At 64.8% G+C, this 17,080-nt stretch carries 17 protein-coding genes; 6 read left to right on the top strand and 11 right to left on the bottom strand.

Annotation, left to right across the window (positions count from 1 at the left end):
• The first annotated feature begins 119 nt into the window (after window positions 1-119).
• Window positions 120-596: a transcription elongation factor GreA gene (gene greA, locus EDF58_RS04105; RefSeq protein ID WP_132262894.1), complete on the top strand. Its 477-nt coding sequence runs from the start codon at window positions 120-122 to the stop codon at window positions 594-596.
• 106 nt (window positions 597-702) lie between these two features.
• Here greA and EDF58_RS04100 read toward each other — a convergent pair whose 3' ends face one another.
• The 5 genes from EDF58_RS04100 to EDF58_RS04080 all read right to left on the bottom strand — a co-directional run bounded on the left by EDF58_RS04100 (window position 703) and on the right by EDF58_RS04080 (window position 2,863).
• Window positions 703-924, bottom strand: a complete 222-nt coding sequence (locus tag EDF58_RS04100) for a DUF4170 domain-containing protein (protein ID WP_132262892.1) — start codon at window positions 922-924, stop codon at window positions 703-705.
• A 130-nt stretch (window positions 925-1,054) separates the two neighbouring features.
• The gene (locus EDF58_RS04095; protein WP_243654064.1) at window positions 1,055-1,636 is read right to left on the bottom strand and encodes a hypothetical protein; all 582 of its coding nucleotides are present in this window, start codon (window positions 1,634-1,636) and stop codon (window positions 1,055-1,057) included.
• Window positions 1,623-1,943 (bottom strand): hypothetical protein, encoded by a 321-nt coding sequence (locus tag EDF58_RS04090; protein WP_132262891.1) that lies wholly within the window; start codon window positions 1,941-1,943, stop codon window positions 1,623-1,625. Before EDF58_RS04090 ends, EDF58_RS04095 begins: the two co-directional genes overlap by 14 nt.
• A complete protein-coding gene (locus EDF58_RS04085; RefSeq protein ID WP_132262889.1) occupies window positions 1,940-2,326 on the bottom strand; it encodes a phage holin family protein in 387 nt (128 codons plus the stop codon). The genes EDF58_RS04090 and EDF58_RS04085 overlap by 4 nt, the downstream gene beginning before the upstream one ends.
• 21 nt (window positions 2,327-2,347) lie before the next feature.
• Complete coding sequence (locus EDF58_RS04080) at window positions 2,348-2,863, bottom strand: hypothetical protein (RefSeq protein WP_132262887.1); 516 nt, start codon at window positions 2,861-2,863, stop codon at window positions 2,348-2,350.
• 199 nt (window positions 2,864-3,062) lie between these two features.
• Here EDF58_RS04080 and eno point away from each other — a divergent pair, with 199 nt between their 5' ends.
• Window positions 3,063-4,349: a phosphopyruvate hydratase gene (gene eno / locus EDF58_RS04075; protein ID WP_132262885.1), complete on the top strand. Its 1,287-nt coding sequence runs from the start codon at window positions 3,063-3,065 to the stop codon at window positions 4,347-4,349.
• 254 nt (window positions 4,350-4,603) lie between these two features.
• On the opposite strand, the gene EDF58_RS04070 is transcribed toward eno, so the two are convergent.
• From EDF58_RS04070 to EDF58_RS04050, 6 genes are all read right to left on the bottom strand, one after another.
• On the bottom strand, window positions 4,604-5,167 hold the full coding sequence (locus EDF58_RS04070) for a MarR family transcriptional regulator (protein ID WP_132262883.1): 564 nt from the start codon (window positions 5,165-5,167) through the stop codon (window positions 4,604-4,606).
• Window positions 5,168-5,372: 205 nt separating this feature from the next.
• Window positions 5,373-5,519 carry a hypothetical protein gene (locus EDF58_RS25770; RefSeq protein ID WP_165921328.1) on the bottom strand — a complete coding sequence of 49 codons (147 nt, stop codon included), beginning with the start codon at window positions 5,517-5,519 and terminating at the stop codon, window positions 5,373-5,375.
• 371 nt (window positions 5,520-5,890) lie between these two features.
• Window positions 5,891-7,414, bottom strand: a complete 1,524-nt coding sequence (locus EDF58_RS04065) for a DcaP family trimeric outer membrane transporter (protein WP_132262882.1) — start codon at window positions 7,412-7,414, stop codon at window positions 5,891-5,893.
• A gap of 12 nt (window positions 7,415-7,426) precedes the next feature.
• Window positions 7,427-7,915: a GNAT family N-acetyltransferase gene (locus EDF58_RS04060; protein ID WP_132262880.1), complete on the bottom strand. Its 489-nt coding sequence runs from the start codon at window positions 7,913-7,915 to the stop codon at window positions 7,427-7,429.
• A 15-nt stretch (window positions 7,916-7,930) separates the two neighbouring features.
• Entirely contained in the window at window positions 7,931-9,448 is a 1,518-nt protein-coding gene (adiC, locus tag EDF58_RS04055) for an arginine/agmatine antiporter (protein ID WP_132262878.1), read from the bottom strand.
• A gap of 13 nt (window positions 9,449-9,461) precedes the next feature.
• Complete coding sequence (locus EDF58_RS04050) at window positions 9,462-11,750, bottom strand: Orn/Lys/Arg decarboxylase N-terminal domain-containing protein (protein WP_132262876.1); 2,289 nt, start codon at window positions 11,748-11,750, stop codon at window positions 9,462-9,464.
• 444 nt (window positions 11,751-12,194) lie between these two features.
• On the opposite strand from EDF58_RS04050, the gene EDF58_RS04045 reads away from it, so the two are divergent.
• From EDF58_RS04045 to EDF58_RS04030, 4 genes are read left to right on the top strand one after another with little or no spacing between them, the layout of a single operon-like run.
• Entirely contained in the window at window positions 12,195-13,679 is a 1,485-nt protein-coding gene (locus tag EDF58_RS04045; RefSeq protein ID WP_243654063.1) for a TolC family protein, read from the top strand.
• Window positions 13,676-14,716: an efflux RND transporter periplasmic adaptor subunit gene (locus tag EDF58_RS04040; RefSeq protein WP_132262873.1), complete on the top strand. Its 1,041-nt coding sequence runs from the start codon at window positions 13,676-13,678 to the stop codon at window positions 14,714-14,716. Before EDF58_RS04045 ends, EDF58_RS04040 begins: the two co-directional genes overlap by 4 nt.
• A complete protein-coding gene (locus EDF58_RS04035) occupies window positions 14,713-15,858 on the top strand; it encodes an ABC transporter permease (RefSeq protein ID WP_165921327.1) in 1,146 nt (381 codons plus the stop codon). Before EDF58_RS04040 ends, EDF58_RS04035 begins: the two co-directional genes overlap by 4 nt.
• Window positions 15,855-16,988: an ABC transporter permease gene (locus EDF58_RS04030; RefSeq protein WP_132262870.1), complete on the top strand. Its 1,134-nt coding sequence runs from the start codon at window positions 15,855-15,857 to the stop codon at window positions 16,986-16,988. Before EDF58_RS04035 ends, EDF58_RS04030 begins: the two co-directional genes overlap by 4 nt.
• Window positions 16,989-17,080: the final 92 nt, after the last annotated feature.

The following is a 17,080-nucleotide window of genomic DNA, read 5'->3' as shown; positions in this document are numbered from 1 at the left end:
CCTCCCCACATCGCTGCAGATCGGCCCAGTCCCCGGGAAAACCCTGAGGGACGGGACAGGAAACTAGTCTCACCTGACTGGTTTCGCGGAGCGGGGAGGCAGCAGGAAGGAAGTGTTTGATGGCCAGTATCGAAAAGCTCCCCATGCTCGCGGAAGGGTATGAGAAGCTTACCGCCGAGATCAAGGCGCTGCGCGAAGAGCGCCCCCGGATCGTTGACGCGATCGAGGAAGCGCGCGCGCACGGCGATCTTTCGGAAAATGCCGAATATCATGCCGCCAAGGAGCGTCAGGGCCAGGTCGAAGCGACGATTGCGGATCTGGAAGACAAGATCACGCGCGCGCAGATCGTCGATCCGGCCACGCTTTCGAGCGACAAGATCATCTTCGGCGCGACCGTGACGCTGCTCGATGAAGACGACAAGCCGGTGCGCTACCAGATCGTCGGCCCTTATGAAGCCGATGCCCGCGTCGGCCGCATCAGCTACAACTCGCCGCTGGGCAAGGCTCTGATCGGTCGCAGGGTCGAGGAAGAAGTGGAAGTCACCGTTCCGGCGGGCGACAAGTTCTACCTGGTGCAGAAGATCGAGTTCGTCTGAGCGCCGATCTTCCGTTTTGCAGACAAAAGAAAAGGCCGGCAGAAATGCCGGCCTTTTTCGTTATCCGCGACTTGCGGGTGAAGCCCCGGTGAGGGCTTGCCGCTCGTCAGGCTTCCGGCTGGTCGGGCTGAAGCAGACGGTGCAGGTGCACGATCACATACTTCATTTCCGCATCGTCGACCGTGCGCTGGGCGGACGAACGCCAGGCGTCTTCTGCCGAGGCGTAGTCCGGGTAGACGCCAACCAGATCGAGTTCATTGAGATCGGCGAATTCAAGGCTGCGGGGATCTGTGACCCGGCCGCCCATCACAAGGTGAAGCTTCTGCATGGGACCGCTTTCGTGAGTGGGAAGAGAGATGCGGACCCCATACGTTTTGCCAGGTTACAGGGCAAGAGCGGATCGCACCGGCGATCCGCCCTCATAAATGATACTGCTTCTCAATAACGAAAAGACCGTGTCAATGCGGCAGGCGCTGAGTCAGTCCGCTAAAGATCTCGGCAATGCGGTGACCGCCGGAAGTGGCGGTTTCGCTGGCCGAATGACTGATTTTGTGCGCCTGGCGCGCGGCCACTTCGCCGGCTTCGCTTGCCCGCTTTGCCGACGCGCGGCCGAGGGCACTTGCAGCAGCCAGCGCTGCCATGCCGTATTTTTCAAGTCGCTCGGCGGCGAGTTCGCCGTTCTTCTCGGCGCTGTCGGCTACCAGGCCGGCCTTCTTGCGCGCGCTCGCGCTCAGGTCGTGTGCCTTCTCGGCAGCTTCCTTGCCCAGCAGGGCAGTGGCAGCGCCGGCCGCTTCGGCCAGGTGCGCCCCGCGCGAAAGGACGCCACGGGTCATGCGGCGCGGCAGCAGTGCGCTGACGAGCGCCCCCGCCGCCAATCCGCCTGCCACCACCAGAACCGGATGGCTCTTCACGAACGCCACCACCTTTTCCGAGGGGCGTTGCTCGGCCTTGGCGGCCTTGAGCGCCACGACCTTGCCGGGATTGGAATCGCTGGCTGAGGTTGCAGGGAGGGTAGGGATGGTCGTTTCAGTCTTGCTCACCGTCGGACTCCTTCGGGTGTCTGCCGGAACCGAACAGTCGATCGATCCCGGCCATGATCGGGTTACGCAGAAGCCAAAGCACCAGTGCAGTGAAGGTTCCGCCAATCGCGACGGGATGCTCTTCAACGACGGTGACCGCCTCGTCGAACATGTCGGCCGCCTGTTCGACAGCCTCGTCGATGATGCGACCGGCCAGACCGCGCACTTCGAAATCGGCCTTGAGCGCGCCGTAACGGGCATCGAACACGGCCTTCGCGGTGTCCCTGGCCGAACGATCGACTTCCAGTTGCCGGGCGAGGGCGCTCATTCCGAACCTTCCTTTTCCTTCAGGATCGCCATCATCCGCTTCACCCGGCCCCGCGCGGAAAGCCCCATGAAAAGGGCAACCAACAGGATAGCCACGGGCACCGCGACCATGGCCAGCCACGGCCCGATCAGTGTGCCGACGGCGATGACCGCGCCGAGAACGAGGGCCATGAGAGCGAAGAACACGAAGACGGCGGCACCGACGCCGAGAACGGCGATCGACTTCGTCTCGGCGCCGAGATAAGCGGCCCGCGTTTTCTGGTACGTGACTTCCGCCTGCGCGAACGTTCGCGCTTCGCCCAGCAGCAGGCGCACGTCTTCAATCAGGGAAAGGTCCTCGCCCTCCTGAAGGGGAGGGGCGAGGTTGGCTTGGGTGTCCAGCATCGTCGTGCGAACGATAAGCGCTTACTTGCCGCTCTTGAACAGACGGGCGAAGAGATAGCCGGCTGCCACGGCCATGCCGACTGCGGCGACTGGGCTCCTGCGCACGAATTCCTTGGCCTCCTCGCCAAGTTCATCGATCGACTTCTCGTCGAGCTTGGTCGCGGTATCGGCAAGGGACTTCGACGCGGTGCGGGCATAGTCGCCGTACTTCGCGCCTGCCTTCTCGTCGATCAGGCCGGCATTGTCGTCGATCATCTTCGACAGCCCGACGATGGCCTGGCTGGCCTTGGCCTTGCCCTGGTTCGCGAAATCGGCGGCCTTGACCTTGGCGTCGTCGGCAAAGGCGCTGGCCTTGGCCTTGGCATCTTCCGAACGGACCTTGGCTTCGCTCGACAATTCGCCCTTGGTCTGGCTGAACTTCTCATGGCATCCGTCGGCCATGGCCTGAACGCCGGCCTTCGCTTCTTCGACGGCCTTGGTGAAATGGCTCTTGGCGTCGTCAGTGCCGTTTCCGGTGCTCGTGGTGGTCTCGGACATTGCGAATTCCTTCCTTGCTTCCCGTTGCGCCGTATTCATTTCGAGGCTGCTCGGTGTCTTGAGCGATATGCGGCATGAGTAACACAACTTGTCGTCGAAATGGCAACGCAACTTGTCAGGCGTAGTTCCCCTGCTAAGACGCCGGACGAGAGTGCGCCCAAGCGTCTCAGGGGGCGCCTTGCAGGAGGAATATCCCGTTATGACCGCGATTATCGATATCCACGGCCGCGAAATTCTCGACAGCCGCGGCAATCCCACTGTCGAAGTCGATGTTCTTCTCGAAGATGGCAGCTTCGGTCGTGCAGCAGTTCCTTCGGGTGCTTCGACCGGCGCGCACGAGGCCGTCGAACTGCGTGACGGCGATACGTCGCGCTATCTGGGCAAGGGTGTGTTGAAGGCCGTGGACGCGGTCAATGGCGAGATCGCCGAAGAGCTGGTCGGCATGGATGCCGAAGACCAGCGGGATCTCGACCTGTGCATGATCGAGCTTGATGGCACGGAGAACAAGGGCCGCCTCGGCGCCAACTCCATTCTCGGCGTCAGCCTTGCCGTCGCCAAGGCGGCTGCCAATGCGCGCGGCCTGCCGCTCTATTCCTACGTCGGCGGCGTTTCCGCGCATGTCCTGCCGGTGCCGATGATGAACATCATCAACGGCGGCGAACATGCCGATAACCCGATCGATTTCCAGGAATTCATGATCATGCCCGTCGGCGCCGATTCGATCGCCGAAGCGGTGCGCTGGGGTTCGGAAATCTTCCACACCCTGAAGAAGGGCCTGCACGAGAAGGGCCTGGCCACCGCGGTGGGCGACGAAGGCGGTTTCGCGCCGAACCTTGCCAGCACCCGCGATGCGCTGGATTTCATCATGGCCTCGATCGAAAAGGCCGGCTTCAAGGCGGGTTCGGAAATCCAGCTCGCGCTCGACTGCGCCTCGACCGAGTTCTTCAAGAACGGCAAGTACGAGATCAGCGGCGAGGGCCTGAGCCTGACTCCGGTGGCCTTTGCCGATTACCTGGCCGACCTGACCGAAGCCTATCCGATCATCTCGATCGAAGACGGCATGGGTGAGGACGATTTCGAAGGCTGGAAGGCCCTGACCGACAAGATCGGCCACAAGGTCCAGCTGGTTGGCGACGATCTTTTCGTCACCAATCCCAAGCGCCTGACCATGGGCATCGACAAGGGCCTGGCCAACTCGCTCCTGGTGAAGGTCAACCAGATCGGCACGCTGACGGAAACGCTGGAAGCCGTCTCGATCGCGCAGGGCAACGGTTATACCGCCGTCATGTCGCATCGTTCGGGCGAGACAGAGGATGCGACCATCGCCGACCTCGCCGTCGCCACCAACTGCGGCCAGATCAAGACCGGCTCGCTCGCGCGTTCGGATCGGCTTGCCAAGTACAACCAGCTCATCCGTATCGAGGAAGAACTGGGCAAGGCGGCGCGTTACGCCGGTGCCTCGGCCTTCGGCCGCCTTTCGCGCTGACGGATCGGCGAGGCCGGCCCGGCGGGAATATCCGGCCGGGCCAGCCTTGCGGCATGAAAAAGGGCCCGGTCTCCGTATGGGGACCGGGCCCTTTTCGTTGCGGTTCTGCTGCCCGGGAATGCCGGGTCTGGCCGAAGAAAGCCGGGTGGCCGATTTCCGTCAGGAGAAATCGACCACCCGGTCACCGCCGCATATCCCATCCTTGTGCCTGGCTAACCCCCTGTGGGGCGGAACGGGTTGGTTGCAGGCATCTGTTATAAGGCTGCCAGGATCCCGGGGCGGGGATCGTCGAGCAGCACCACGGATCGGGATGCGGAGGCGAAGTACTCGAGCATCGCGGCATAGCCCCGCGCGCTCAGTTTCACGTAGACCCGCCGCGCGTCGCCGGGATCGGCTTCGCGGACGAGAAGGCTCTGTTTTTCGAGAATGGTGATCCAGCGCAGCGCCGTTGTCGAAGGCACGGCCGAGCCGATGCATGCACTGGTGACCGATACGCGCCGGCGTTCCTTGGCGGCGATGAAAAGGTCCAGGAGGATGTCCCAGGCCGGTTCGCCGAAAAGCTCTTCCGACTGGAAGATCTTGCTGCGGCGCCGACGGTCCTCGTAAGTCTGGCGCGCCAGTTCAACCCATACGGGGTGGTCCTGGCTGGCCGTCTTGGTCGTCTCCCGCGTTTCGATGGGGATGCCGATGCCCATGATGTCCGTGGCGGCGCTTGCTCCGATTTCGAGTTCGCGCGCCATGGCCAGAAGTTCATTGGCGATGCCGATCAGACGAATGGCCTTCGCCCGATTGCGCATCAACTGATCGGTCTTCTCCATAAACCAGTGCCACCAGCGCCTGGCCGCAAGCACATCGCATCACCATCTCCCGAAGGAATACGATCGTATTCGCGGCTGTTACTACAGGTGTTCGCGATGGATTGATTCCAGCAGTGCCAAATTCGGTGGAACTGGTTGAAACGGTAATAGTATTCGCGAACTGGTCCAATGTTAACCACAGCGGGGCAAGTCCGTCTTGCGCAGGCTAGTCCGGTTTGGAGCGAATTTGCTCGGATTTGTGCTGACCGCGCAACGCGTCGATGGCGGCCTGGAGATGGGCCGCAGCCACGAAAGCGCCCAATTCCTCGAGTTTTTCGAGTTTCGAGCCAAGTTCACCGATCAACTGAGTCATATTAGCGTCCCTCTTCACACTCTGGTTCTCCGACAGGCGAGAGTGGCTCTCGACTGGGTCCGAACGCCCCCGGACCAGGGTTTGCGACCCGCACCGCGAAGGGGGCGGAATTTTTTCGACCAATACCTCCGAATACGATCAATATCGGAGAGATTGCCCGTGCAATTACAGAATTTTCATCGCAATGGAACAAGCAGAATGGGAGTGTCCAACTTGTGAACACGTCATGAAATTTAGTTAACGATGAGGAAGGGGGGTATTTAATCGAGACTATGCGCGTTTTCTGATTCTACAGCGTCGAAAAATAAGTTGTTCTACATATGGTGCTGCTAGAGGAATTTTAAGTTCCCAAGATTTTGCTTGAAATTATTTTATCGCACGAAGTCGTACTTCACGCTGGCCTGAATGCGGCTGGCGTCACGCGCGCTGCCGTCCTGCCGCTTCAGTCGGCCATAGAGTCCCTCGATACCCACCGAGAAAGAAGCGACCGGCGACCAGATCAGGTTGAGTGCGCCGTAGCGGGATTCGGAAAAGGCATCGTCGGGCAGCAGTCCCCCGTCGCTCACGCCCAGGATGCCGGCGACGATACTGGTCCGCAGGGCGGTGGACCAGTTGTGGGTATAGGCGCCGTAGCCGCCCGCCTGCTCGATCAGGCGGAGGCTGCCGTCGGTTCGCAGCGCGGCGTCGAGGCCCAGGCCGCCGATGTCGTTGACGTAATGCGCGGCGCCTCTGCCCCAGAGCCCCGCCGCGGAAAAGGCATTGGCATCGTCCAGCGACAGCGAGCCGGAGGCGGATAGCGCAAAGCCCATGGCATTGTCCCTGGCGCCGCCGTTGTCGGTGCGATAGCCGATGCGGCGCACCACCCCGCCGAGTTGCAGATGTCCGCTGGCGCCTTCGTAGCGCCCGACAAGGACGACATCGGGCATCGTCTCGGCACCGGTCTGGTCGTCGGCCAGCGAGAGGTCGGTATCGGGTTGCTCCAGAGAAAGCGTGAGGTGAGTGCCTCGTGCCACCTTGAACGACTGGCGAACCGAGGCCTGGCGCACGAAGATCGCGCCGCCGGGGCCCCAGTTGTCGAGCGTGTCGGGCAGCGCATCGGCGTCTACCAGCGCGGAATAGCCGTAGCCGCCGTAAGTGTTGCCCACTTGCCCATAGGCGTGATTGAGGTGGAAGCTGTAATCGGTGCCGTCGCCGTAGAAGTCGTTCTCGACGTAGAACCGCAAGTTGCCGAGCGTGGACGGGCGGCGGATCTCAAGGCTGAAGCGCGTGGCGCGGGCGCTGACATCCGCGCGGTTGCGGGCCTTGTTGACGAAGGGGATGGAGGGCACGGCAAACTGGTCCCGGTCCCCCACGAAGCGGGGGTCGTAGATGAGATCGACTTTGGCGAAACCGCCGATACGCACGGCGGTCTCGGTGCCGGGGATCGGGATGAAGCCCTTCAACTCGGGGTCGTTCGGCGGGCTTTCGTTGTCCGGACGGGAGGCGCCGGTGATGCGGTCGCCGATGGTTTCGCGGCCGGGCAGGGGGGAGGGCATCACGCCGAGGCTGCTGGCCCCGCTTGCCACTCGCGCGCCTGAAGGAGCGGAGCGCGGTGCTTCGGGGGTCTGCGGTGGGGCCGGGGGCGTCCTGCCCGTTTCAGCGATATGGATGGCACCGGCGCCCTGGTCGGTTGCGGAGGTGGTGGGGGGCGCTTCGGCGATCTGCGCCGCACCGGCGTTTCGATCCTGCTTCATCGCCGCGATCTCGGCCTTCAGCGCATCGACCGTGGCTTTGAGGTCGGCCACTTCGCCGCGCAGCGCAGCAACGTCGCTATCCTGCGCCTTGGCAGGAAGAGCGACGGCCGCCGAGGCTGCCGCGCAGGCCAGAGCGAGGCTCCGGCCGGAAGAGTGGGCCATGCATATCCCCCTTCAGATATGGCGCACGAGCATCCTTGCTTCGGGGCCGTAGCCCTTGGCCGGATCGAGCAGCCCGTCGCCGAGCAGTTCGAAGCCCTGCTTTTCCCAGAAGCCGTGGGCGTCCCCGACGGCGATCAGCACGACGCGGCTGAGCCCGCGTGCCTTGGCTTCGTCCAGCGCGATCCGCACGGCGCCGCCCGCAAAACCCCGCCCGCGCGTGGAAGCGCCAAGGGCAAGGTCGTGCAGGAAGTAGCAATCGAACGGCTCGGCAAGGCCGGTCATCGGCGTGTCCAGCACCGGCGGGCGGTCCTGCCGGCCGGGATGCGAGACGAGGTAACCGGCGACCTTTCCGTCATCCCCTTCCAGCACGTGGCAGCCGGAAGGGTAATGCCGGAAGCAGGCGGCGAAGACTTGCGGATTCTCGGGGTAATCGAGGTGGACCATGTCCGCCACGTCCGCCACGTGGGCCACGTCGTCTTCGCGCATTTCCCGCCAGTGCATCGTCTCGTCGTTCCTCTATTGGACGCCAGACGGCGCCATCTGCTGCGCGGTTTCCCCGGCCTCCGCCGGCGCTTGTTCGCGCGAGCGGAGGTCGAGGTCGTTGTGGCGGCCGACCGATAGCCAGAACATCACGACAAGGGCAACGATCGTGACCCCAAGCGCCAGATAACGCACCCAGACCGGGGCCTTGCCGCCGGGGTGGATGTGCTTCTCATCCAGATCGCGCTTGCGGGTGATCGATGCGGAGTAGAACACGATGGTGGCGATCACGAAGATCAGCGACCAGCGCGTCTGCTCGCCGTCGGAACCGACCAGCGCGATCATGCAGTAGATGGCGCCTGCCAGACCTGACGCTACGAAGAAGGTGTACTGGCCGTGCGGCATCTTGCCATAGCCCAGCACCTTTATCGCGATGCACGAATAGATGTAGGGCAGCAGCGTCATGATGACAGCGATCGAGGCGATCTTGCCGAACTGCTGGCTGGCCGTGGGCGACATCGTGGCGAGCACTTGCACACTCATGATGACGGCCACGATGACGAGGCCGAGCGAGGGCACGCCGCGCTTGTTGACCTTGGCGAAGATGCCGGGAAACAGCCCGTCGTCTGCCGCCGCCTTGGCCGACTGGCCGACCAGCAGGGTCCAGCCCGCCAGCGAGCCGAGGCAGCCCACGGCCGCGCAGAGCGCCACGGTGCTGCCCGCGAAGTCGCCCAATGCCAGGCGCGCGGCGTCGGCGAAGGGCGCGGAAGAGGCGATCAGTTCCTTGTTGGGGATCATGCCCATGATGACCGAGGAGCTGAGCACATAGGCCACCGAGGCCAGCACCACCCCGCCCACCGTCGCGATCGGCACGTTGCGTGATGGGTTGGCGACGACGCCTGCCGAGACCGACGCGCTCTCCACCCCGATGAAGGCCCAGAGCGTGAAGGTCAGCGTGGCCATCACTGCATTGGGGCTGGACTGGCCCGAGACGTTCCAGGCGGAGGAGAAGATTTCCGGTTTGAACCAGAACCAGCCGAACAGCGCCATGCCGAAGATCGGCACCAGCGCGAAGATCGTGGTGAAGCTTTGCAGCCGTCCCACCACCTTGGGCCCCAGGATATTGGCATAGGCGAAGAACCAGATGATCGCGATGGAGCCGAAGGCCATCACGATCGGCACTTTGAGCGCCGGGAAGAAGTGGGAGAGATAGCCCAGACCCGCGACGGCCAGCGCCACGTTGCCGACCACGTTGGCCAGCCAGTAGATCAGGTTGGTCTGGTATCCCATGTAGTCGCCGTAAGCCTTGCGGGCAAAGGCATAAGGCCCGCCCGCCGCCGGATCGATGGCGGAAAGCTTGGCGAAGACCAGCGCCAGCGCCACCGCGCCCACCACGGTCAGGAGCCAGCCGATCAGCGCGATCGATCCGATGGCCGAAAGGTTGGCGGGCAGCATGAACACGCCCGATCCCATCATGTTGCCGGCCACCATCAAGGTGGCGGGAACGAGTCCGATCTTGCCGCTGTCGTCGCCCGCTGTTGCTGCTGTTGCCATTCCCGGTCTCCCCTCAGGACTTCTTGACGACCAGGACGTTGTAGACCCCGTCCTCCACTTCCACGCCGTGGGTATCGTGCCCGAAGCCGGGGAAGCGCAGGTCGTAAAGCTCCAGCGCCCGCAGATATCCGATCAGCGCGCCCTTGGCGGGGCCGGCGTTCTCACCCGGCATCAGCAGCGGGATGCCCGGCGGATAAGGCACGATGCCGGTGGCGAGGGTGCGCCCGGCCAGGTCGTCCAGCGTGACCTTCTCGATATTGCCGCGCACCAGTTCCTCGTAAGCGGAGACCGGGCTCATGTCGGGCTTGGGCAGGATGCCGAAGGCTTCGGACATCGTGGCGGTGGTCTTGAGGTCGCCCATCGCCGCGAACATCAGGTCTGCCAGTTCGCGCAGACCCATGCCGGAATAGCGTTCCGGATAGTCGGCCACGAGCGAGGGGATCGTGCGTTCCAGCGAGACGTTGGCGTCGTAGTCCTTGCGGAAGTCCAGCAGGGCATTGACCAGCGTGCCCCACTTGCCCTTGGTCACGCCCAGCGAGAACAGGAACAGCACGGTGAAGTCCGTGGTCTTCTCCACCACGATCCCGCGCGCGCCGAGATAGGAGGTGAGGATGCTGGCGGGGATGCCCACCGCGCGCAAGCTGCCGTCCGGGTCCATGCCGGGGGTGAGCACCGAAACCTTGATCGGATCGAGCATGCAGTAGCCCGGCTCGATCTCCCCGAAGCCGTGCCATGCGGCATTGGGCAGCAGTTGCCAGCAGGTGGGATCGGTGGCGAGATGCTCGGGATCGCATTCATGGAACGGCACCGTGCGGCCGCGCGCGTCGTGGACTTCGTCGGGCTGCCAGATGTCGAAGAACCAGGCGTTGTCGTCCGCGCTCTCGGCATTGAGGCGGGCGACCATCTGGCGGAAGGCCACTGCCTCGCGGATGGACACATCGGTCAGATGCTCGCCCGAGGAGTCCATCATCGCGGCCGACACGTCGTTGGAGGCGATGATCGGATAGCAGGGCGAGGTGGAGGCGTGCATCATGAACGCCTCGTTGAAGCGCGCATGGTCGATCGGATTGCGCCCGTCGCGCACGTGGATCATCGAGGCCTGCGACAGCGCCGCCAGCAGCTTGTGCGTCGATTGCGTGGCGAAGACGGTGGGCTTGGACTTGTCGCGCGTTTCCGGATCGCCATGCATGCCGAAGCGTTCGCGGTAGATCGGATTGAAGCGGGCATAGCCGTACCAGGCCTCGTCGAAATGCAGGCGGTCCACGGTGTCGCCCAGCAGTTCCTCGACGCGGGCGACGTTGTAGCAGAGGCCGTCATAGGTCGAGTTGGTGATGACGGCGTGGACCGGCTTGGCCCCTTCGGGCGCCAGCGGATTGTCCGCCACCAAGAGGCGCAAGTGCGCGGGCGTCAGATGTTCGGGCGGGATCGGGCCAATGATGCCCAGCGCATTGCGGGTGGGCATCAGGTAGCACGGAATTGCGCCGGACAGCGTCATCGCGTGTTCAACCGACTTGTGGCAGTTGCGGTCACACAGCGCCACCTGATCGCGCGTGACCGAGGCCATCAGGATCACGCGGTTCGATGTCGATGAGCCGTTGGTGACGTAGTAGGTCCGATCCGCGCCGAAGACTCCCGCCGCATAGCGCTCACCCGCGCCGATCGGGCCGGAGTGATCGAGCAGCGAACCCAGATCGCCGACCGAAATCGACAGGTCCGACCGGAACAGGCTCTCCCCGAAGAACTCGAAGAACGCGCGGCCCGCGGGCGAGGTGAGGAAGGCGGTGCCGCCGGTATGGCCGGGGGTGTGCCAGGAATATTCGTAAGTCTGCGCGAACTTCACCAGCGCGCCGAACATCGGCGGCAAGACGGTGGAGCGATAGCGCTCGATCGCGGCGCGGATGCGGCCGCCGATGAAGTCCGCCGTGTCTTCCAGCAGCCAGATGAAGTCGTCCGCCTTGGTCATGGCATCGACGGGAATCTGCGATGCCGCGCTGCGATTGGCGACGAGGAAGATCGGCACCGCGGCATTGAGCCCGCGCATGGCGTCCAGCACGCGGTGTGCATCGACGTGGTCCTCGGTGAAGCCGAGTTCCCAATCGAGCAGCAGGCACTGGATCGACGGGTCGGTGGCGGCGATGGCAACGGCGTCCTCGACGTCGTCGGACACGATCACCTCGATCTCGCGTCGCTCCAGTTCATCGACGAGCGCGCCAAGAGCGCGTCCTGCGGCGGAAACATCTTCGAAGTCTTCGCGCACCAAAAGCGCGCGCATCGCCAGTCTCAGGCTCGAACGTGATACCATCTGAAAAGCTCCTCAATCGCGTGATCCAGCCGATCCGGTGATGAGTGTGCTGCAACCGGGGGCACAGCATGCTTTATGTTCTTGGCGACCTGTTCGTTGAGTTCGTGCTTCGGGAAAATGTAAAACCAGGAATAATCGCGGATCGAACGTGCTTTATTGAGTCATGATCCGGAATATGACGGAATAAACCGACCGTTCTGATCTGGCAGGCGCCAAATCAATGTCGAAAAGCCGGCATCTGTCAGGAAGTGGTGATGACGCGGATACCTCTTTCACATCGCGATTTACCGCGATTCGATTGATCCCGAACACGAGCGAAACATTGATCGAAATAGCTTTTCGTTCAAGGGGAAATATGTAAATTCCTGAGTGTCCCATTTCTGGTGAACCATGATTGCTGGCAGCGATTTTCGAAATGGAATTGTAATTGGCTGGGCCGGCATCTTGGCGATCCTGCTCGCCGGACCCATAACAGCTTTCGCCCAGGCGGGTGGTAAAGAAGCTGTTCAGGACGACGGCGCCGCGGAAACGCTTTCTTTCGATGCCGCGCGCCAGCGGCTGGACCGGGTATCTTCCGCGCTGGGCGCTGCCTCCGACGAATTGAGCGCGGCAGAGTCCACCGCCCATGCCCTCAAGGCGCTGAATCGGCCGATCGTCTCGGGCTCGGTTTCGGTGATCTCCTACCAGAAATCGCTCTCGGTGGACCTGACCGGGCAGAAGGACAGCTTCAGCAATGCCGCGGGCCAGTTCCTCGAAGGGCTGCCCGGCGAATTTCCGCCGGAGTTCTCGGGGATCGTCCAGCAAGTGACGGGACGTGTGAGCGAGGCGCTGCCGGGCCTGCTCTCGCAGCTTCCGGATGAACTGGACTTTCGCGCGCGGCAGACGGTGATCCGGCCCAATGTCACGGCGGTCATGCCGCTTTACTCGGGCGGCGCGATCCCGGCGATCCAGCACGGCGCCGAGGCCGGGGCGGAGATGGCGCGTGCCAGGCAGGCGGGCGCGCAGGATCTCTCGCAGGTCCGGCTGGTGCAGAGCTACTTCGGTCAGCAACTGGCCGCGGCGTTGCTGGCCTCCGCCACGGGCACCCGCGACGCTTTCGACAAGCACCTCGGCAATGCCCAGGCCCTGTTCCGGGAGGGGGTGATCCCCCGGTCCCGCGTGCTGGAAGTGCAGGTGGCGCGCGATGCGGCGCAGCGCGCGCTGGAACGCGCGGCGATGGAAGAACACAATGCCTCGGATTCGCTGGCCCGGCTTCTCGATGCGAGCGGCGGCGTTCGGCCGACGACACCCCTGTTCGTCAACGGCAGCGGCCTGGAGCCGCTAGACGATTTCCTCGCTACCGCCACCGGGCCGGGCCAGCCGCAGATGCGCGCGGCACAAGCGACGCGCCATCTGGCGGATTCAGGCGTGGACCTGGCCAAGTCGCGGATGCGGCCTCAGGCTTTCGCGTTCGGATCGTACAATTTCAACCGCAGCGATGCGATCCCGGTCGACCCGGACTGGATCGTCGGCCTGGGCCTGCGCTTCACCCTGCTGTCCAACATAGACCGGCGCGACACGCTCGATGCGGCGAACGCGCGCCAGAGTGCGGCGGAGAATGCGGCGCGCGACATGCGCAAGACCATCGAGATCGAGACCAGCCGCGCCTATAACCTGGTGGAGACCGCGCGCCGATCGTTCCTGCTGCTGGACAGCAACATGAAGGCCGCCGAAGAGAACCTGCGCGTCCACGAGATCGGCTTCCGCGAGGGGGAGGATACCGCGAGCCAGCTTATCGATGCGCGCAACGCTCTCTCCCTGGCGCAGACCCAGCGCATTGCCTCCGCTTACGAATATGTCGTGTCGCTTTCCGCTCTGCTGGTCGCCAGCAATCGCGGGGACAGCTTCCGCGATTACCTCCTCCGACCGGACAGGATCACCGCCCCATGAGCGAAAGCGACGCGCCATCGATCCTTCCGGCAGGAGAAGCCGATGCGGGACCGGAAGGGCGCGACCGTTTTCGCCTGCTGGTGGCGGGGCTGGTCCTGCTGGCCGCCGTGCTCCTGGCAGGCCTGTGGATCGCGGCGCGGCCCGCGCCGGACCAGTTGCAGGGCATGGTCGATGCGGACGAGATCAATGTCGCGACCAAGGCGCTGGCGCGGGTCGACCGACTCCTGGCGGAAGAGGGCGCCACGGTGACGGCCGGCACCGTGCTCGCGATCCTGTCCAGCCCGGAGATCGACGCGGGAAGGCAGCAGGCGCAAGGCGTGCTCGCCGGGGCGGAAGCCATGCGCGATCTTGCCGACAACGGCGCCCGCAAGGAGGATGTGGAATCGCTGCGCGCCGTCTGGCAGGCGGCGCAGGCCGGGGCCGATCTTGCCGCCGTCACCGCGCGCCGGGCGGACAACCTCTATGCGGAAGGCGTGATCGCCGCGCAGCGCCGGGACGAAGCCCGCGCCGCGCGCGATGCCAGCGCCCGGCAGGCCGAGGCGGCAAGGTTGCAATATGTGAAGGCGCAGTCCGGCGCCCGTGCCGAGGAAAAGGCCGCCGCCCAGGCGCAAGTGCAAGTGGCGAAGGCGGGCGTTTCGATTGCCGATGCGCTGGGCGCGGAAAAGACGCTGATCGCCCCCATCGGCGGCGAAGTGACACGGCGGTTGGCCGAGCCCGGCGAGATCGTCGGTCCGGCAGTTCCGGTGTTCCAGATCATCGACACCGCCCATCCCTGGGTCGCGCTCAACTTGCGGGAAAATCAGTTCAATTCGCTGCAGAAGGGCCAGGAGCTGATGGGCCGCATTCCGGCCCTGGAAAACCGCAAGGGGCGGTTCCGCGTCACTTACATCAGCCCGCAGGGCGATTTCGCGACATGGCGGGCGACGCGCCAGTCCTCCGGCTTCGACGTGCGCAGCTTCGAGATCCGCCTGCGTCCGGCCGAAGCGATCAAAGGTCTGCGTCCGGGCATGAGCGTGTTGTTCGACTGGCCGCAATGAGCACTCCCGGTCCCGGTTATCGTGCTGCCCTGCGCCGGGAACTGGCGCACCTGCGCCGCGATCGCTGGGACCTGGGAATGCTCACGCTGTTTCCGGCCCTGGCGATCCTGATCGTGGCGGCCATGCTGATCGCGGGCGTCCCCCGCGCCTTGCCCGTTGCCGTGGTGGACGAGGACAACGGCACCCTCAGTCGCGCCATCGTCCGGGCCGTGAGCGCAAGCCCCGCGGTGACCATTGCCGAGCGACCGGAGACTTTCGCCCTGGCTGAGCGCTCCGCGCGGGCTGGGCGGGTCTGGGCCATCCTGCTGATCCCGCGCGGCGTGAGCGAGGGGCTGGAGCGCCAGACCACGCCGGCCATCCAGATCTTCTACAACGCCACTTTCCTGACCATCGGCGCAAGCGCGGAATCCGGCATCCGCTCGGCCGTCGGCGCGGTCCTGGCTGAGCGCGGGCTCGACGCAGCGCGGGCGAGGGGGCTGCCGGCGATCCGAATTCGACCACCCGTGGTCCAGGCGACCGTCCTGTTCAATCCCCAGACCAGCTTCGAATGGTATCTCCAGGCGCTGATCCAGCCCGCCGTGCTGCACCTTCTTGCGGGCTGCGTCGCCGTGATGGCCATGGGGCGCGAGTTGCAGGGCCGTTCGCTGGCACAGTGGAAAGCGGAGACCGGCGGAGGGCTCCCGGCGCTGCTGGGCAAGCTCACGCCCTATGTCGGGGTGCTCTCGATCTGGGGCCTGGTCTGGATGATCTGGCTGGTGGGCGTTCGCGGCTGGACGATGAACGGCAGCCTGCTGCTGACCCTGGCCGCGCAGGCCCTGCTCATCGCGGGGACGGCGGCGCTCTCCGTCTTGCTGGTGATTGGCATGCGCAAGCCCAGCTTCGCCTTTTCCGCGACGGCGCTCTACGCCGGATCGGCGCTGGCCTATTCGGGCGGGACGCTGCCGCTGGGCGGGGGGTCCGGCTTTGCGCGGGGCTGGAGCCAGGCGCTGCCTTTCACCCATTACTTGCGCCTGCAGATGGACCAGTTCCTGGGCGCGCCGGTTTCGCTGGCGCTTCCGCAGATCGGCGTGCTGTCGCTCTATCTCGTCGTGCCGCTGGGCCTTTGCCTGCTGCTGCTGCGCAAGCCGGAGCAGGCGGCGTGACATTCGCGCAGGGCTTCGTCTCCGTCTTCCGCGCGGTGCTCTCGACGTTCGCGCTGGCCTCGATCGTGGTTCTCGCGGTGGTTCTATACGGTTTCTACTACCCCGCGCCCTACGCCCACCAGACCGCGCGCCAGCTTCCGGTGGTGGTCGTGGACGAGGAGCGCAGCACGCTGACCCGCGCCTTGGTGCGCAAGCTGTCCGACATGCGGGAAGTCCGCGTGGCGGGAGAGGCGCTCTCGATTCACGAGGCCGAGCAGCGCGTGCGCCGCCGCGAGGCGGACGGGATACTCCTGCTGCCGCGCGGCCTTACCCGCAGCCTGCTGACCGGCGCACCGGGCAGCGCCGGAGGCGGCGGCATCGGCATATGGGTCAACGGCACGTACCTGATCCGCGCGAAGGACATAGGCGGGGCTATCCAGGCCGCGGCGCTGGCCGTGGCTGCCGAGCGCCTCGGGCCTCTGGCGCAAGGGCTGCACTTGCGCGCGCCGGTCGCCGTGGTCGAGCGGCCGCTGTTCAACACCCGCGAAGGCTATGCGGACTACGTCTTCCCGGCCGTGGCCGCGATCATCCTCCAGCAGACCTTGCTGTTCGGCACGGCCATGCTCGCAGCGGGCATGGCTGCCGAAATGCGCGAAGGCCGGGCACCCCCGCTCTCGCCGCAAGGCTTTCTCGGCACCTGGTGCGCGCTGAGCCTGATCGGCTGCCTGGCGGCGCTGTTCTATTTCGGTTGGATATTCTGGTACCAGGACGTTCCGAGAGCGGGCAACCCGGCCGCTCTGCTCATGGCCGTACCGCTCTTCGCCGCGGCCGTTTCTGCCCTGGGCCTGCTGCTCGGCAGCCTGTTCGACAGCGCCGACCGCGCCTTGCAAGTGTTGATCCCCAGCTCGATCATCCTGTTCTTCCTGGCCGGCGCGGCCTGGCCGCTTTCCGCCATGCCCCGCTGGGTGGCGGGGCTGGCACACCTCTCGCCCGCGACATCCGGTGCGCAAGCCTTCCTGCGCCTCAACGAGATGGGCGCCAGCCTCGGGCAGGTTCTGCCGCAGCTTGCGGGCCTCGTGGTGCTGAGCCTTGTCTACGGCGCCATGGCCGCCTGGCGGCTGACCGGCACGGCCTATCACCGCCGTTCCTGACCGCAGGGACCGACCCGGCCGGGCGGCATCAAACCGTCATCAGACCGCCATCCAACCTTCATCTGCCGCGCGTACCCCGCCGAGCCGTAAGG

It is taken from the genome of Novosphingobium sp. PhB57 (assembly GCF_004342985.1).
Classification (GTDB): Bacteria; Pseudomonadota; Alphaproteobacteria; order Sphingomonadales; family Sphingomonadaceae; genus Novosphingobium.
The sequence above is the reverse complement of the archived record's forward strand: the minus strand, read 5'-3'. Positions and strand labels throughout refer to the sequence as shown.

Bases quoted from the DNA above. Each gene is read 5' to 3' on its own strand.
- greA (WP_132262894.1), top strand. From the start codon at position 120: ATGGCCAGTATCGAAAAGCTCCCCATGCTCGCGGAAGGGTATGAGAAG.
- EDF58_RS04100 (WP_132262892.1), bottom strand. From the start codon at position 924: ATGCAGAAGCTTCACCTTGTGATGGGCGGCCGGGTCACAGATCCCCGC.
- EDF58_RS04090 (WP_132262891.1), bottom strand. From the start codon at position 1,943: ATGAGCGCCCTCGCCCGGCAACTGGAAGTCGATCGTTCGGCCAGGGAC.
- EDF58_RS04085 (WP_132262889.1), bottom strand. From the start codon at position 2,326: ATGCTGGACACCCAAGCCAACCTCGCCCCTCCCCTTCAGGAGGGCGAG.
- EDF58_RS04080 (WP_132262887.1), bottom strand. From the start codon at position 2,863: ATGTCCGAGACCACCACGAGCACCGGAAACGGCACTGACGACGCCAAG.
- eno (WP_132262885.1), top strand. From the start codon at position 3,063: ATGACCGCGATTATCGATATCCACGGCCGCGAAATTCTCGACAGCCGC.
- EDF58_RS04070 (WP_132262883.1), bottom strand. From the start codon at position 5,167: ATGGAGAAGACCGATCAGTTGATGCGCAATCGGGCGAAGGCCATTCGT.
- EDF58_RS25770 (WP_165921328.1), bottom strand. From the start codon at position 5,519: ATGACTCAGTTGATCGGTGAACTTGGCTCGAAACTCGAAAAACTCGAG.
- EDF58_RS04065 (WP_132262882.1), bottom strand. From the start codon at position 7,414: ATGGCCCACTCTTCCGGCCGGAGCCTCGCTCTGGCCTGCGCGGCAGCC.
- EDF58_RS04060 (WP_132262880.1), bottom strand. From the start codon at position 7,915: ATGCACTGGCGGGAAATGCGCGAAGACGACGTGGCCCACGTGGCGGAC.
- adiC (WP_132262878.1), bottom strand. From the start codon at position 9,448: ATGGCAACAGCAGCAACAGCGGGCGACGACAGCGGCAAGATCGGACTC.
- EDF58_RS04050 (WP_132262876.1), bottom strand. From the start codon at position 11,750: ATGGTATCACGTTCGAGCCTGAGACTGGCGATGCGCGCGCTTTTGGTG.
- EDF58_RS04040 (WP_132262873.1), top strand. From the start codon at position 13,676: ATGAGCGAAAGCGACGCGCCATCGATCCTTCCGGCAGGAGAAGCCGAT.
- EDF58_RS04035 (WP_165921327.1), top strand. From the start codon at position 14,713: ATGAGCACTCCCGGTCCCGGTTATCGTGCTGCCCTGCGCCGGGAACTG.